The organism is Streptomyces sp. NPDC001868, from assembly GCF_040297125.1.
Taxonomy (GTDB): domain Bacteria; phylum Actinomycetota; class Actinomycetes; order Streptomycetales; family Streptomycetaceae; genus Streptomyces.
In genome coordinates, this window is the sequence record NZ_JBEOYO010000002.1 from 62,265 (window position 1) to 78,149 (window position 15,885).

General features: G+C 72.5%; 12 protein-coding genes. 10 read left to right on the forward strand and 2 right to left on the reverse strand.

Annotated elements, in window-relative coordinates:
• Window positions 1-86: 86 nt before the first annotated feature.
• The 6 genes from ABT147_RS02815 (at window position 87) to ABT147_RS02840 (ending at window position 9,927) form a co-directional block, all read left to right on the forward strand.
• The gene (locus ABT147_RS02815) at window positions 87-386 is read left to right on the forward strand and encodes a hypothetical protein (RefSeq protein WP_351402061.1); all 300 of its coding nucleotides are present in this window, start codon (window positions 87-89) and stop codon (window positions 384-386) included.
• 318 nt (window positions 387-704) lie between these two features.
• A complete protein-coding gene (locus tag ABT147_RS02820) occupies window positions 705-1,280 on the forward strand; it encodes a sigma-70 family RNA polymerase sigma factor (protein WP_351402063.1) in 576 nt (191 codons plus the stop codon).
• Complete coding sequence (locus tag ABT147_RS02825; protein WP_351402064.1) at window positions 1,277-2,722, forward strand: hypothetical protein; 1,446 nt, start codon at window positions 1,277-1,279, stop codon at window positions 2,720-2,722. Before ABT147_RS02820 ends, ABT147_RS02825 begins: the two co-directional genes overlap by 4 nt.
• Before the next feature lie 130 nt (window positions 2,723-2,852).
• Window positions 2,853-7,502 carry an FtsK/SpoIIIE domain-containing protein gene (locus ABT147_RS02830; RefSeq protein WP_351402066.1) on the forward strand — a complete coding sequence of 1,550 codons (4,650 nt, stop codon included), beginning with the start codon at window positions 2,853-2,855 and terminating at the stop codon, window positions 7,500-7,502.
• A 64-nt stretch (window positions 7,503-7,566) separates the two neighbouring features.
• Window positions 7,567-9,093 (forward strand): tRNA (N6-isopentenyl adenosine(37)-C2)-methylthiotransferase MiaB, encoded by a 1,527-nt coding sequence (gene miaB / locus ABT147_RS02835; RefSeq protein ID WP_351402069.1) that lies wholly within the window; start codon window positions 7,567-7,569, stop codon window positions 9,091-9,093.
• Between the two features lie 126 nt (window positions 9,094-9,219).
• A complete protein-coding gene (locus ABT147_RS02840; protein WP_351402071.1) occupies window positions 9,220-9,927 on the forward strand; it encodes a class III extradiol dioxygenase subunit B-like domain-containing protein in 708 nt (235 codons plus the stop codon).
• A gap of 111 nt (window positions 9,928-10,038) precedes the next feature.
• Here the strand turns inward: ABT147_RS02840 and ABT147_RS02845 are convergent, their stop codons facing one another.
• Both ABT147_RS02845 and ABT147_RS02850 read right to left on the reverse strand, forming a co-directional pair.
• Entirely contained in the window at window positions 10,039-10,338 is a 300-nt protein-coding gene (locus tag ABT147_RS02845; RefSeq protein ID WP_351402073.1) for an antitoxin, read from the reverse strand.
• Between the two features lie 23 nt (window positions 10,339-10,361).
• On the reverse strand, window positions 10,362-10,649 hold the full coding sequence (locus ABT147_RS02850) for a hypothetical protein (RefSeq protein WP_351402075.1): 288 nt from the start codon (window positions 10,647-10,649) through the stop codon (window positions 10,362-10,364).
• A gap of 181 nt (window positions 10,650-10,830) precedes the next feature.
• On the opposite strand from ABT147_RS02850, the gene miaA reads away from it, so the two are divergent.
• From miaA to ABT147_RS02870, 4 genes are all read left to right on the forward strand, one after another.
• Window positions 10,831-11,769: a tRNA (adenosine(37)-N6)-dimethylallyltransferase MiaA gene (gene miaA, locus ABT147_RS02855; protein WP_351402077.1), complete on the forward strand. Its 939-nt coding sequence runs from the start codon at window positions 10,831-10,833 to the stop codon at window positions 11,767-11,769.
• A gap of 102 nt (window positions 11,770-11,871) precedes the next feature.
• Window positions 11,872-12,402, forward strand: a complete 531-nt coding sequence (locus tag ABT147_RS02860) for a hypothetical protein (protein ID WP_502983018.1) — start codon at window positions 11,872-11,874, stop codon at window positions 12,400-12,402.
• 143 nt (window positions 12,403-12,545) lie between these two features.
• Complete coding sequence (gene dapF / locus ABT147_RS02865; protein ID WP_351402079.1) at window positions 12,546-13,415, forward strand: diaminopimelate epimerase; 870 nt, start codon at window positions 12,546-12,548, stop codon at window positions 13,413-13,415.
• 298 nt (window positions 13,416-13,713) lie between these two features.
• Window positions 13,714-15,867, forward strand: a complete 2,154-nt coding sequence (locus ABT147_RS02870) for a RelA/SpoT family protein (protein ID WP_351402082.1) — start codon at window positions 13,714-13,716, stop codon at window positions 15,865-15,867.
• Window positions 15,868-15,885 lie beyond the last annotated feature (18 nt).

Genomic DNA, 15,885 nt, shown 5'->3' on the forward strand with positions numbered 1-15,885 from the left:
GGCCCCGCCGCCGCACCCCACCCCCAAGCTCCCCGCGTGCGCGCTCCCCGCCTCGCCGGGTCCGTCAACAGAGAACGAGGTGCACCATGCCGAAGAACGTCATCGACGACGAGGAAATCGAGAGCACTGCCAAGAAGCTCGACTCAGCCGTCAGCGACACACTGGTCCCCCAGCTGTCCTCGCTCCAGGCCGAGGTCGAGAACCTGCTCCAGGGAGGCCTGCTGCTGACGGCGACCAGCCCGAAGATGCAGACGTCCTACGCGAACTTCAACAAGTCGCTGACCGAGGCCGTGAACAACATCACGCAGTTCTCGAAGCAGTTCCGGGACATCTGCAACGCCGTCAACAACCTGGACTCGCAGATCGCCGGCGGCATCCCCAGCTGAGCCCGAACCACCCCGAACCGGGACGCCGGCCCGGATTCCCCCTCCGTCGGTGTCCCTTTCGCAGGGGTGTCGGTCCACTCCCCCGGACCGGCACCCCTGTTCGGTTTTTCGGACAACTCATCGGTAACCTCAGGTTCCTCTCAGGAACCCTTGAAAGCTACAGAAGCGCTCATAGACTCCCCCTTGCGGAACCTCACGTTCCACCCATGAATCGTGAGGTCGCCCCGGGTACATGTGCTCAGCCCTGCCCAGCCAACGCCGCGTTCGCGGCGCCCGACCGGACCGGCACAGAGATTCACGCCGGCCCAGGGGGAATCCATGAGAACGTCCACGCCCAGTCCTGTCGCGACCGGGAGCGCTCCCGCCTCGGGCGAAGCACCGCCCGACGGCGACGGCTCCATCCGCAGACTCTACGAAGAGCACCACGGCCCGCTGCTGCGCTATGTCTCCGGACTGATCCGCGGTGACCGCCAGCGAGCCGAGGACTTCGTCCAGGAGACCCTGCTCCGTGCCTGGCAGAGCACCGCGAGCCAGCCGCCGGACTGGTCGCCGTCGCGGGCCTGGCTGATGCGGGTGGCGCACAACCTGGTGATCGACTGGGCCCGGCGCGAGCGGCCGCACAACGAGGTCGCCCACGAACACGCCCTGGAGCACCACACCGGGACCGTGGACCCGATGAGCCAGGCCGTCCAGCGCCGCTTCATGGTCCACGCCCTCTCCCGGCTCTCGCACCCCCACCGCGAGGTGCTCTTCTACGTCTACGTCCTCGGCTGCACCGGCACGGACGCCGCCGACGCCCTCGGCATACCGCCGGGCACGGTCAAGTCCCGCACCCATCACGCGATACGGGAGCTGCGCCGGCGGCACCCGGAGCACACGCTGGCGGCGGCATGACCACGCCCGCCGTGCCGGGTCCCGGCCCGGCCGAGTCGCACCCCGCCGCCCACGACCCGGCGTACGGCTCGGTCCTCGCGCTGGGGAAGCCCGACGAGTCGCTGCTCACGGTCCTCATCGTCGCCGCGGTCGTCCTGCTGCTCCTCTTCCTGCTGCTGCGGCACCTGGTGCGCAAACGGGGCGGCTGGCGGCGCTTCCGGCGTCGTGTCGGCCGTGAACTGACCCTGACCCGGCGGGCGTTCGGCGAACCGCTGCGCGGCTACCGGCGCCACCGGCGCGGCGTGCGCGCCCTGGCCCGTCATCTGTCCGACCCCCGGGGCGGCCTGCTCGTACGGCGGCTGCTGGACGCGGCCGCGACGGCTCTGGCCGAGGCGCCCGGGGCCGTGCCCCACGCCGTGCGCACGGAACCCGGGCTCGTGGCCGTACAGATCGCCGCCCGCCCGCTGCCCGAACCCCCCGCCCCCTGGGAGTGGTCGGACGAGCCCGGCCCGCAGCGGTGGGAGCTTCCCCTCGCGGAGGCGGACGGGCTGCCGCAGGGCCGCCCGCGCACCGGTGCGCGGATCCGTCCGCTGCCGGTCGCCCTCGGCATGGCGGACGACGCCTGTGTCCACCTCGATCTGACCGCCGGACCACGGCTGATCACCGTCGAGGGCGACACCGCCGCCCGGGGCCGGCTCCTCCAGGCCCTGGCCGCACAGCTGGACCGGCCCGGCAGCGGGGCCTCGGTCACCGTCACGGACGGGGTCCATCCGCAGTACCGGGGGCAGCGGCTCGACGCCGTGCTGCGCGACCTGGAAGAGGCGGCCGAGGAGCCCGGGGACCTCGAAGGCGCCGGTGAGTTCGACGAGTCCGGTCGGGCCGCCACGACCGTGCTGGTCTGCGCCGCCCCCGGCCCGGAACAGGCCCGGCGGCTCGGTGCCCTGGCCGCCTCGGGCGCCGTCGTCTGTCTGATCGACGGCCGGGTGGCGGGGCACAGCTGGGCCCTTCGGGTCGACGGACGCGGCCGGGTGGTCGCGCCCGAGCTGGGGCTCGACGCGGACTCGGCCCCGCTGGGCGGAGCCGTCGCCGCCGCCGTCCGCGCGGACCGCCGTCGGCTGCGCCGCGAGTCCGCCCCGCGCCGGGGCACCCCCACGCCGCCCCGGCCGCACAGCCGGGAGCCGCGGGAGCCCGAGGAAACCTGGCGGATCGAGGAAGCCCGGCGGATCGAGGAAACCTGGCAGCCCGAGGAGATCCGGCAGGTCGAGGAAACCCGGCTGATCGAGATGACTTCGGCACTCGAAGAAGCCGAGGTCCGCCAGGAGGAGGCACCGACGCAGGTCCTCCCGACCCCGGAACCCGCACGGACCACCACCGGATCCGAACTGCTCGCCGAACCGGCCGCCGCCCGGAACCGCACCACCGCCGCGTCCTCCGGAGCCTCCTCCGGTGCCCGAGAGGACTGACCCGAGAGGGCTGACCCCCACCGCCAAAGCCCCGGCCCGCCACCGCCACAGCCCCGGCCCGCCACCGCCACAGCCCCGGCCCGGCCACCCCACCCGAACCGCCCACCCCCGAGCACCCCCAAGGGGAGCAGTGAAACTCCTCATCACCACGGTCGCCGACGGCGACGCCACCGGCCGTCAGGACGTGCTGCTCAGCGCGTCCGGGAACACCCCCGTCGAGGAGGTCGCCGCCCGTCTGGCCCGGTTGCGCGCCGGCGACACCGACGAGACCGGAACCCCGCCCGCCGCACCGGGACCGGCCCCGGCCTGCTACCTGGGCGACGAGGCCCTCGCCCCCGGCACCCCGCTGGCCGCCACCCGGCTGATGGACGGCAGCGTCGTCGCCCTCGGCGCCCCGCACCCGCCCGCGCCGACCGCCTACGGCCCCGAGCGCGAGGCCATGCCGCAGCCGCACCGGGCGGACCACGCACCGGTGGTCGAACTCCAGGTGGTGGGCGGCCCGGACGCCGGACGGGTCCACGCGCTCGGCCTCGGCACCCACGGCATCGGCCCGCAGGCGGACGCCGCCGTCCCGCTCGACGGCCGGAGCGTGCCGGGCGACGGCATCCGCGTGACCGTACGCCCGGACGGTTCGGCCATCGTGGAGCTGCCCGACGGCGGCCCGGCGGAGTTGTCCGTCCCCGAGCCGCCGGAGCACCGCGGCCGCCCCAACACCCCGCTGCTGCCGCTCGCCGAGCAGGACGAGGAGGACGAGCCGGAGGACGCCGCCGACGGCACCGCGGAACTCCCCGACGGCTGGGTGCTCTGGCCCGCCGGAGCGGAGGTGTCGGTCGGCGACCACCTGCTGCGGCTGACCGAACCGACCGCCAGGGACGCCGCGGTGGTGCCGTCCGAGGGCGGAGGCGGCCTGGACTACAACCGGCCGCCGCGCATCCTGCCGCACCTGGCACCCGAGCGGTTCCGGCTCCCCGGACCGCCCGATCCGCCCGGACGCAGGCCGATCCCGCTGCTCGTGGCCCTCGCCCCGATGGTCTTCGGCGTCAGCATGATGTTCTTCCTGAACTCGTACTTCTATCTGATCTTCATGTTCCTGTCGCCGGTGCTCATCGCCGCGAACTACGTCAGCGGACGACGGCAGGCCCGCAAGGACTACGAGGAGAAGTCGAGCGTCTACCGCCAGCGCCGGGCCTCGCTGGAGGAGGACGTCCGGCAGAAGGTCGCCACCGAACGGCGGCTGCGCGCGGAGAGCGCCCCCGACCCGGCGGTGGCCGGACTCTGGGCGGTCGGCCCGGGCCGCCGGCTGTGGGAGCGGCGCCGGGGCGACCCGGACCATCTGTCCCTGCGCCTCGGCACCGCCCCGCAGCCGTCCCTGCTCGGCATCGACGACACCGCCCGCGAGGACAACCACACCGCCGTCCACTGGACGATCCCGGACGCCCCGGTCGGCGTCGACCTCGTCGAGAGCGGTGTGGTGGGCCTGGCCGGCGCGACCGGCCCGGTGCAGGCGCTGGCCCGCTGGATGACGGCCCAGGCCGCCGTCCTGCACACCCCGCGTGACCTGCGGATCGTCATCCTGACCGACAAGGGCGCCGAGGACTCCTGGCACTGGGCGCGCTGGCTGCCGCACTCCCGCGACGGCCTGCCCGGCATCCGCGGCGGCGCCGTGACCCTGATCGGCAACGACCCGGAGACGGTCGCCAACCGCGTGGCCGAACTGGTCTCCACGCTGCGCACCCGACAGCGGGCCGCCGAGTCCACCATGAGCAAGGCGCTGCTGAGCGAACCGGACGTCCTGGTGGTGATGGACGGCGCCCGGCGCCTGCGTGACGTGCCCGGCGTGGTCTCCATCCTCAAGGAGGGCCCGGGTGTGCGGATCTTCCCGCTCTGCCTGGACCAGGAGGAGCGGCTCCTGCCGGAGGAGTGCACCGCCGTCGTCCGCCACGAGAACCACCGGCTGACCCTGCGCCGCACCGGCCGGCCCGACATCACCGACATCCGCCCGGACCTGGTCGAACCCGAGTGGTGCGAGCGGGTGGCCCGGGGCATCGCCCCGATCCGCGACGTCACCCCGGACGCCTCCGAGGGCCTGCCCACCGAGGTCGGGCTCCTGGAACTCCTCGGCCTGCCCGACCCCAGCGGCGAGCAGATCGCGGCCCGCTGGGAGCGGCGGCCCGCCTCCACCGGCGTCCTGCTGGGCGCCGGCTACGACGGCCCGATCGCCTTCGACCTGGTCAAGGACGGTCCGCACGGCCTCGTCGCCGGAACCACCGGCTCCGGCAAGTCCGAACTGCTGCAGACCTTCGTGGCCACGCTCGCCGCCGTCAACCGGCCCGACGAACTCACCTTCGTCCTCGTCGACTACAAGGGCGGCAGCGCCTTCAAGGACTGCGTCGACCTGCCGCACACCCTCGGCATGGTCACCGACCTCGACAGCCACCTCGTGCAGCGCGCGCTCACCTCGCTGTCCGCCGAACTGACCCGCCGCGAACACATCCTGGCCGACGCCGGCGCCAAGGACCTCCCCGAGTACCAGGGCATGCGCCGCCGCACCCCCGAACTCGCGCCCGTGCCGAGGCTGGTGATCGTCATCGACGAGTTCGCCACCCTCTACCGGGAGATCCCCGACTTCATCCCCGGCCTGGTGAGCATCGCCCAGCGCGGCCGTTCCCTCGGCATCCACCTGGTCCTGGCCACCCAGCGCCCGGCCGGTGTGGTCAGCTCCGACATCCGGGCCAACACCAATCTGCGCATCGCCCTCCGGGTCACCGACGCCTCCGAGAGCATGGACGTCATCGACACCAAGGACGCCGTCAGTATCTCCCCGGCCACCCCCGGCCGCGCCCTCGCCCGCCTCGGCCACGGCACCGTCGTCCCCTTCCAGACCGCCTACGCCGGCACCCCGATGCCCGGCGCGCAGCCCACCCCCGAGCCCCATGAGCGGCGGCCCGCGGAGGAGTCCCGTATCCATGGCACCGAACTCCACTGGCAGCGCCTGGGCCGCGCCGCCGGACTGCCCGGCACGGCGGAGTCGGACCACGGCGACGACCCGGCGGCCGACACCGCCGACGACGTCCCCACCGACCTCAACGCCCTGGTCGCGGCGGTCTCCGAGGCGGCCGGACTCGCCGGCTGCGCCCCGCAGCCCAGCCCCTGGCTCCCGGCCCTCGGCCAGAACCTCCTGATCGACGACCTGCCCCAGCCCGACGAGAGCGGCGGCGCCCGCCTGGCCCCCGTCTCCTGGGGCCTGTCGGACCTGCCCGAGGCACAGGCCCAGCTGCCCGTCCGCCTCGACTTCGCCGAGTTCGGACACCTGTACGTCGTCGGCATCCCGCGCTCCGGCCGCTCCCAGGTGCTCCGCACGATGGCCGGCGCCCTCGCCCGGGGCCACTCCAGCGCCGACGTCCACCTCTACGGCATCGACTTCGCGGGCGGCGCCCTCACCGCCCTCGGCGTCCTGCCGCACTGCGGCGCGGTCGTGCCCCGGGGCGACATCGAGCGGCTGGAGCGGCTGTTCGCCCGTCTCGACGGCGAACTGGAACGCCGTCAGGAACTCCTCACCGAGCGGCACGCCGGCAACCTCACGGAACTCCGCGAGACCGTCGGCGCCGGCTCCCGTCCGCCCCACATCATGCTGTTCATCGACGGCTGGGACGCGCTGATCGAGGCCGTCGCCGACCACAACGGCGGCCGCCCGGTGGAACAGCTCAACCGGTTCCTGCGCGAGGGCGCCGCCGCGGGCCTGCACGTCGTCGCCACCTCCGAACGCGCCCTGCTCTCCGGCCGGGCCACCGCCCTCAACGACAACAAACTGCTGCTGCGCCTCAACGACAAGACCGACTACCACGCCGTCGGCAAGCGGGCGCGCGACATCCCCGACCTCGTCCTCCCCGGCCGCGGCTTCACCTCCGACGGCGGCACCGAGATCCAGGTGGCCCTGCTCGCCCCGGGCGCCACCGGCCAGGAACAGGCCGAGGCGCTGCGCGGCATCGGCGCCGAGGCCACCCGCCGCGACGCCGGACTCCCCGCCGACCGCCGGCCCGCCCGGATCGGCACGCTCCCGGTGAAGGTCACGTTCACGGACGCGTACGAGAAGGTGGGGGAGGAGTTCCGCAGGCCGATGTGGGGTCTGCTGGGCCTCGGCGGCGACGACGTCTCCCCGGTGGGCGTGGACTTCGCGGACACCTCACCCACCTTCTCGGTCGTCGGCCCGCCCGGCTCCGGCCGCAGCACCACCCTGGCCGCCCTCGCGGTCTCCCTGCTCGCCTCGGGCACCCGCCTGGTGATCCTCGCCCCGCGCGAGTCGCCGCTGCGCACCCTGGGGAGCCACCCCGGCGTACGGCTGATCACCGCGACGGAACCCACCGTCGAGGAGTTCACCGAGGCCCTGGAATCCGGCGCCGGACCCCGGGTGGTCATGGTGGACGACGCCGATCTGTTCGTCCTGCCGGACATCGACCAGAACCTCCGCTCGCTGGCCCAGTCCGGCCGGGACCACGGCATCGGCATCGTCGTCTCCGCCACCGGGGAGACCATGACGGGCGCGATGGGCTGGCTCAGCGCCCTGAAACGGCACCGCAAGGGCGTCCTCCTCGGCCCGCAGAGCATCCTGGAGGGCGACTTCATCGGCGCCCGCCTCGCCCACGCCCACCTGCGCGGCGGCCGCAAACCCGGCCGGGGCCTCACCGTCGACCAGCGTACCGGCGAACTGATCAACGTGCAGATCCCGGAGACCGTGCTCGACGCGGACGACACGGCCGACCCGGACGGCACGACGGCCTGACCCGTCCGGCGGACCGCAGCGCCTGGGGACGAGGGCTCCCCGGGCGCTGCCTTAGGCTTACGGAGTGACCAACAGCAGCGACCGGAGTCAGGCAGTGGGCGTCAAGACATACGAAGTGCGTACTTATGGATGTCAGATGAACGTCCACGACTCCGAACGCCTGTCCGGTCTCCTGGAGGACGCCGGATACGTCCGCGCTCCCAAGGACGCCGGCGAGGGCAACGCGGACGTCGTCGTCTTCAACACCTGCGCCGTGCGGGAGAACGCCGACAACCGCCTCTACGGCAACCTCGGCCGCCTCGCCCCGATGAAGACCGCCCGCCCCGGCATGCAGATCGCGGTCGGTGGCTGTCTGGCCCAGAAGGACCGGGACACCATCGTCAAGAAGGCGCCCTGGGTCGACGTCGTCTTCGGCACGCACAACATCGGCAAGCTCCCCGTCCTGCTGGAGCGCGCCCGCGTCCAGGACGAGGCCCAGGTCGAGATCGCCGAGTCCCTGGAGGCCTTCCCCTCCACACTGCCGACCCGCCGCGAGAGCGCCTACGCCGCCTGGGTCTCGATCTCCGTCGGCTGCAACAACACCTGCACCTTCTGCATCGTCCCGGCCCTGCGCGGCAAGGAGAAGGACCGCCGCACCGGCGACATCCTCGCCGAGATCGAGGCCCTGGTCGCCGAGGGCGTCTCCGAGATCACCCTGCTCGGCCAGAACGTCAACGCGTACGGCTCCGACATCGGCGACCGCGAGGCGTTCAGCAAGCTGCTGCGGGCCTGCGGAAAGATCGAGGGCCTGGAGCGGGTCCGCTTCACCTCCCCGCACCCCCGTGACTTCACCGACGACGTGATCGCCGCCATGGCCGAGACACCGAACGTGATGCCGCAGCTGCACATGCCGATGCAGTCCGGCTCGGACACGGTCCTGAAGGCCATGCGCCGCTCGTACCGCCAGGAGCGCTACCTCGGCATCATCGAAAAGGTCCGCGCCTCCATCCCGCACGCGGCCATCACCACCGACATCATCGTGGGCTTCCCCGGCGAGACCGAGGAGGACTTCGAGCAGACGATGCACGCGGTCCGCGAGGCCCGCTTCACCCAGGCGTTCACCTTCCAGTACTCCAAGCGCCCCGGCACCCCCGCCGCCACCATGGAGAACCAGATCCCCAAGGAGGTCGTCCAGAAGCGCTACGAGCGCCTGGTCGCCCTCCAGGAGGAGATCTCCTGGGAGGAGAACAAGAAGCAGGTCGGCCGCACGCTGGAGCTGATGGTCGCCGAGGGCGAGGGCCGCAAGGACGGCGCCACCCACCGGCTCTCCGGGCGCGCCCCCGACAACCGCCTCGTCCACTTCACCAAGCCGGACCAGGAGGTCCGCCCCGGTGACGTGGTGACCGTCGAGATCACGTACGCCGCTCCGCATCACCTGCTCGCCGAGGGCGCCGTGCTCGACGTACGGCGGACTCGGGCGGGGGACGCCTGGGAGAAGCGGAATGCCCTTCCGGCGGAGAAGCCGGTCGGTGTGATGCTGGGCCTTCCCAAGATCGGGGTTCCGGAGCCGTTGCCTGTGGCGACCACGGGTGGCTGCGGGGTCGGGCAGTAGCCGGGATCAGCTCGGGCCGGGCGGTCGTTCGCGGGCCGCGGGTGTGTGGGGGGTGTTCGCGCGGTTCCCCGCGCCCCTGACGGGCGCGACCCGCACTCCTCGGTCGTAGAAGTTACCCTGCGGATCATGCTTGTCGCCGCTGCCGTTTGTCCTTGTCCTCCGTTGCTCGTGCCCCAGGTCGCCGCGGGTGCCGCGCCCGAGCTGGACGGGGCGCGGGACGCCTGTGCGGACGCGCTCGGGGTGCTCGCCGCCGCACGGCCCGACCGGCTGGTGGTCGTCGGCCCCGCCGGACAGGACGCGTCGTATCCGGAAGGTTCCCGGGGCTCGTTCCGGGGCTTCGGTGTGGATCTCGACGTCCGCCTCGGGCGCGGGCGGACCGGCGACACGACGCTCCGGCTGCCCGCCTCCCTCGCCGTCGCCGCCTGGCTGCTCGACCGCGCGGGCTGGGCCGACGCCCCCATGGAAGGGCTCGGTGTGGCGGAACCGCTCCCCGTCGAGCGGTGTGTCCAGGTCGGACGGGAACGCGCCGGGTCGGCCGGCCGGGTGGCGCTGCTGGTGATGGGCGACGCCAGCGCGTGCCGCACGCTCAAGGCCCCGGGGTATATGGACGACCGCGCGGCCGGATTCGACGCGGAGGTCGCGAGGGCGCTGGCCGGCGCCGATGTCGAGGCCCTGCGGGCGCTGGACACCGGGCTCGCCCGCGAGCTCAAGGCCTCCGGGCGCGCCCCCTGGCAGATCCTCGCGGGCGCCGCCGAGGGCAGGGGCCTGGGCGGCAGCCTGCTGTACGACGACGCGCCGTACGGGGTGGGCTACCTGGTGGCCGCCTGGTCGTAGCTCGGCCACGACGGGCCTGGGCGTAGACCGGCCACGGGGCAACGTCGGCCGGAGACGGCGGACGGCCGGGAGTACGGGGTACTCCGCGGCCGTCCGACGACATGAACGTGTTCAGGAAGCCGGAGGCGGTGGTGTCGCGCCGCCACCCGGAGACGGGGGTGTGTGGCCGCCGCCCGAGGGCGGGGGCATATGGCCGTCGTCGTCCTGGTGCGCGAATCGGCCCATGGCGTGCTTCGCCTTGCCCGTGCCCGACTGGATCCTGTCGCTGTACTTGCCCTTGGTCCGCTTGTCGACCGTCTGCGCGGCCTTGTCGAGACCGTGATGGATCTTGTCCTCGTGCTTCTGCGCGAGGTGCGAGACCTTGTCCTTGGCCGGGGAGAGTTTGGATTTCAAATTATCCATCAGGCCCATGGTTCACCTTCCGCGCGGATGGGTCACTTGCGGGCGCCCTCACTGGCCTCGTTGTCGGCCGCCTGCTCGGCGGTCTGCTGCTTGGGGATCTCCACGTCGTCCGCCGCGTCCACGGCCTCCGCCACGGGCTCGGCCGACTCGTCCTCGGCCTTGGCCGTGGCCTCCGCCTCGGGCTGGGCGGCCTCGGTGGATCCCTTCGCCTCGTCCGACTCCTCTGCCTCCGCCTCGGTCTCGGCAGCCGGTGCGGATGCCGTCACGGCGGCCTCGTCCGCGTCCTTCGCCTTACGACGGAACAGTGAAAAAACGCCCATATCAACCTCAATGCTAATCATGCGGGCTAAATCCCGCGCTCTCCCGGAGCGTCCCATTGCGTCATCCGGGCCGCCGGCACTCGAATCCGGCGCTTCGAACTCGCAACACGCAACGACCCCGGCTCCCTCGCGTCACGTAGCTCGTTCGAGAAGAGGCCCCGACATTTGCGAGACTGGGGCGGTGAGTAGCGCAGTTCCCCCTCCCCGAGTCATCGCCGTCGTCGGACCGACCGCGGCCGGAAAGTCCGATCTGGGCGTTTTCCTCGCCCAGCGCCTGGGCGGCGAGGTGATCAACGCCGATTCCATGCAGCTCTACCGGGGGATGGACATCGGCACCGCCAAGCTGACCCCCGGGGAGCGCGACGGAGTCCCGCACCACCTGCTGGACATCTGGGACGTCACGGTCACCGCCAGCGTCGCCGAGTACCAGCGGCTCGCCCGCGCGCGCATCGACGCCCTGCTCGCCGACGGCCGCTGGCCGATCCTGGTGGGCGGCTCCGGGCTGTACGTCCGGGGGGCCGTCGACAACCTGGAGTTCCCCGGCACCGACCCCGAGGTCCGCGGCCGGCTGGAGGAGGAGCTGACCCTGCGCGGCTCCGGCGCGCTGCACGCCCGGCTCGCCGCCGCCGACCCCGAGGCCGCCCACGCGATCCTGCCGAGCAACGGCCGCCGGATCGTCCGCGCCCTCGAAGTGATCGAGATCACCGGAAAGCCGTTCACGGCGAACCTCCCGGGCCATGACTCGGTCTACGACACCGTCCAGATCGGTGTCGACGTGGCGCGCCCCGAACTCGACGAGCGCATCACCCGCCGCGTCGACCGGATGTGGGACGCCGGACTCGTCGAAGAAGTACGCGCACTGGAGGCGCAGGGGTTGCGCGAGGGGCGTACGGCATCGCGTGCGCTCGGCTACCAGCAGGTCCTCGCGGCGATCGCCGGGCAGTGCACCCTGGACGAGGCGCGAGCGGAGACCGTGCGTGCCACCAAGCGCTTCGCGCGCCGCCAGGATTCATGGTTCAGACGCGACCCGCGGGTGCATTGGCTCAAGGGGGGTCTCGACGACCTGACGGAACTCCCGCAGCTCGCACTGGCGTTGGTCGAACGACCGGTTACAGCCTGATCACGTCCTGGCATCGGGTCACTCCGGCGGTCATCCCGGCCTCCGGGGGCGTGCCATCATCGAGCTTCGATCGACCAAGTGGAGTCCGAGTTGGGAGGGCGCGTGGCGATGGAGGCCGGCCCTCGCGACACCGCACAAGGCACGGAGCAGGGCACCGCGGAGGACGTGGACCAGCTGGTTACCGAGGGGTACGCACTGGACTCCGACGGCGACCCGCTGAGCCCCGACGGCCCCGAGGACCAGACTCCCGACGGCGTGAGCGACGACGGACCGGAACCCGACGAGATGTCCGGCCCGGAGGTCGAGGTCGAGCTGCGCCCCCAGCGCAGGCTGCGGCTCTGGCAGCTCGCGCCCATCGTCGGCCTCGCCGCGGTCGGCTCCCTGATGTTCGCCTTCCCGCTCGCCTTCGAGTTCGGTGACGGCGGTGCCGTGGTCGCCATGCTCGGCCTGCTGATCTGCGCCACCGCGGCCGGCTGGGGCATGATGGCCGCCCGCCGGGTCGGTTACACGTGGCCCGGCCTGCCCGCCCGCGGCTCCGGCCGCCGCCCGGACTGGCGCCTCGTCCTCGCCTACGCCCTGATCCTCGCCGCGGTGGCCTTCCTGGCCGTATGGCGAGTGGCCCGGCTCCGCTAGGAAAGCCGCGCAAAGGAGCGCCCCGTTAGGGGCGCGGGGAACTGCGCGACCAGCCACGACGCACCAGCACGGACCCTCGAACCGCAAGCCCTCCCAATGCCCTTCCACGGCCTCCCAGCGAATCGCTCCCGTAACATCGAGGAATGAGCACGCGGATCGCCTTCCTCAAGGGACACGGGACCGAGAACGACTTCGTGATCGTCCCGGACCCGGAGAACGCCATCGATCTCTCCCCGGCCGCGGTCGCCGCCCTGTGCGACCGCCGCGCGGGCATCGGCGGCGACGGCGTGCTGCACGTCGTACGGTCCGCAGCGCACCCCGAGGTGAAGGATCTGGCGGCCGAGGCGGAGTGGTTCATGGACTACCGCAACGGCGACGGATCGATCGCCGAGATGTGCGGCAACGGCGTCCGCGTCTTCGCCCGCTACCTCCTGCACGCCGGTCATGTCACCGAGGGCGACCTCACCGTCGCCACCCGAGGGGGCGTGAAGAAGGTCCACATCGACAAGGACGGTGACGTCACGGTCGGCATGGGCAGCGCGCGCCTCCCCGAGGGCGACGTCACGGTGAGCGTCGGCGCGCACAGCTGGCCCGCGCGGAACGTGAACATGGGCAACCCGCACGCGGTCGCCTTCGTCGACGACCTCGCGGACGCCGGCGACCTGTACGCGGCGCCGCCCTTCAGCCCCGCCTCCGCCTACCCGGACGGGGTCAACGTCGAGTTCGTCGTCGACCGCGGCCCCCGGCACGTGGCGATGCGCGTCCATGAACGCGGCTCCGGCGAGACCCGCTCCTGCGGCACCGGCGCGTGCGCCGTCGCAGTGGCCACCGCCCGCCGCGACGGCGCCGACCCGTCCGTCACGGGCACCCCGGCGACGTACACCGTCGATGTGCCCGGCGGCACGCTCGTGATCACCGAACGGCCCGACGGCGAGATCGAGATGACCGGCCCCGCGGTGATCGTGGCCGAAGGTGAGATCGACGCCAAGTGGCTGGAAAGCGCGGCGCGTTGAGGTGTGCTAGGGCTTGAAATGGCGGCGTCCGGAGCGCGGGCGCCATCGTGATCCAAGTCCACCGTGCGTTCAGGGGTACGAATCCACGGCGCACCCCGGGTGGGGTGACTCGAAACCGTAAACCTCAGAACCTTCGCTCGAATGGGTGATCCGTTTCACGCTCGGCGAGAGGCGGTCGGACGGGCGTGGTGGGCTCGGTAGCATCAAGCACCGGCACGGACGGGGGAACGACACGATCCCCTGAGCCGCCGCACGCCATGGGGCACCCGTCCGCCGGTCCACGCAGCCGGAGGTGCCCATGAGCGCGGAGGCCACGAACCCCGCCGTATCGCCCGCCCCTGCGCCGCCACCAGCGCACCGCAGGAAGGGCCGACCCCGTATCGACCTGCGCCGTCTGGGCCGCGCCGCACTCCTGGGCCCGACGACCCGTGACCGGATGCCCGACGCGATCAGCCATCTCGCCGACGCGCACCGCGCCCACCACCCCGACGCCGATCTCGACCCGCTGCGCCGGGCGTACGTCCTCGCGGAGTCCTCGCACCGCGGTCAGATGCGCAAGAGCGGTGAGCCGTACATCACCCACCCGCTCGCCGTGACCCTGATCCTCGCCGAACTCGGCGCGGAGACAACGACCCTGACGGCCTCTCTGCTCCACGACACCGTCGAGGACACCGATGTGACCCTCGATCAGGTGCGCGAGGAGTTCGGCGAGGAGGTCTGCTACATCGTCGACGGCGTCACCAAGTTGGAGAAGGTCGACTACGGCGCCGCCGCCGAGCCCGAGACCTTCCGCAAGATGCTCGTCGCCACCGGCAACGACGTCCGGGTGATGTCGATCAAACTCGCCGACCGGCTGCACAACATGCGCACCCTCGGCGTGATGCGCCCCGAGAAGCAGGAACGCATCGCCAAGGTCACCCGCGACGTGCTGATCCCGCTCGCCGAACGGCTCGGCGTCCAGGCACTCAAGACCGAGCTGGAGGACCTCGTCTTCGCGATCCTCCACCCCGAGGAGTACAAGTACACCCGCGACCTCATCGCGGAGAACGCGGCGCGGGAGAGCGACCCGCTCGCCGAGATCTCCGAAGAGGTGCGGGGGGTCCTGCGCGAGGCCGGCATCCAGGCCGAAGTCCTCATAAGGCCACGGCACTTCGTCTCCATGCACCGGGTCTCCCGCAAACGCGGACAGCTGCGCGGCTCCGACTTCGGCAGACTCCTCGTCCTCGTCAACGAGGACGCCGACTGCTACGCGGTCCTCGGCGAACTCCACACCTGTCTCACCCCGGTGGTCTCGGAGTTCAAGGACTTCATCGCGGTACCGAAGTTCAACCTCTACCAGTCGCTGCACACGGCCGTCGCCCGCGGCGACGGCCAGGTCGCCGAAGTCCTCATCCGCACCCACCAGATGCACAAGGTCGCCGAGGCCGGCGTCGTCGCGCTCGGCAATCCGTACGCCGCCCCCGCCGAGGAGCAGACCGACGGCGACGGCGAGCGCGTCGACCCCACCCGCCCCGGCTGGCTCTCCCGTCTCCTCGACTGGCAGGAGGCGGCACCGGACGCGGACATGTTCTGGTCCACCCTGCGCGAGGACCTCGCCCAGGACCGCGAGATCACCGTGTTCCGGCCCGACGGGGGCACATTGGGGCTCCCCGAGGGCGCGAGTTGCGTGGACGCGGCGTACGCGCAGTACGGCGAGGACGCGCACGCCTGCATCGGCGCCCGCGTCAACGGCCGCCTGGCGACGCTGAGCACGGTCCTGAAGGACGGCGACACCGTCCAGCTCCTCATGGGCCAGGACCCGGCCTCCGAGCCCTCCAGGGAGTGGCTGGAGCACGCCCACACACCCGCCGCGCGCATCGCCATCCAGCGCTGGCTCGCCACCCACCCCTCGCCCGCCGCCGACGCCGAGCACGAGGAGCGCGACGGCGCGCGCAAGGACGAGACGCCCGCCCTGCGCCCCGCCCTCGACGAGCCCGCCGCCACCTCCGACACCGTCGGCGCCGTGGTCGTCGTCGACAGACCCGAGGCGACCGTACGACTCGCCGGCTGCTGTACGCCCGTCCCGCCCGACGAGGTCACCGGCTTCGCCGTCCGCGGGGGAGTGGTGACCGTGCACCGCGTCGAATGCGCCGCCGTGACCCGCATGAAGGGCCTGGGTCGCGCGGAGATCGACGTGCGCTGGGGGGACACCACCGAGTTCCGCGTCACCCTGGTCGCCGAGTCCTTCCAGCGGCCCCATCTGCTCGCCGACCTCACCGAGGCCATCGCCCTCGAAGGCGTCGACATCGTCACCGCCACCGTCGAACCCCCGACCCAGCAGCGCGTCCGCCACACCTACACGCTGCAACTCCCCGACGCCGCCCACCTCCCGGGCCTGATGCGGGCCATGCGGAACGTCCCGGGTGTGTACGACGTCGGCCGGGCCCAGCACCAGGCGGCGGCCACGCACTGAGCCGCGCGGGGCGGGCGG

Excerpts from the sequence above, each read along its gene's own strand:
- ABT147_RS02870 (WP_351402082.1), top strand. The coding sequence starts at position 13,714 with ATGAGCGCGGAGGCCACGAACCCCGCCGTATCGCCCGCCCCTGCGCCG.
- ABT147_RS02840 (WP_351402071.1), top strand. The coding sequence starts at position 9,220 with ATGCTTGTCGCCGCTGCCGTTTGTCCTTGTCCTCCGTTGCTCGTGCCC.
- ABT147_RS02815 (WP_351402061.1), top strand. The coding sequence starts at position 87 with ATGCCGAAGAACGTCATCGACGACGAGGAAATCGAGAGCACTGCCAAG.
- ABT147_RS02820 (WP_351402063.1), top strand. The coding sequence starts at position 705 with ATGAGAACGTCCACGCCCAGTCCTGTCGCGACCGGGAGCGCTCCCGCC.
- ABT147_RS02850 (WP_351402075.1), bottom strand. The coding sequence starts at position 10,649 with ATGGGCGTTTTTTCACTGTTCCGTCGTAAGGCGAAGGACGCGGACGAG.
- ABT147_RS02825 (WP_351402064.1), top strand. The coding sequence starts at position 1,277 with ATGACCACGCCCGCCGTGCCGGGTCCCGGCCCGGCCGAGTCGCACCCC.
- ABT147_RS02845 (WP_351402073.1), bottom strand. The coding sequence starts at position 10,338 with ATGGGCCTGATGGATAATTTGAAATCCAAACTCTCCCCGGCCAAGGAC.
- dapF (WP_351402079.1), top strand. The coding sequence starts at position 12,546 with ATGAGCACGCGGATCGCCTTCCTCAAGGGACACGGGACCGAGAACGAC.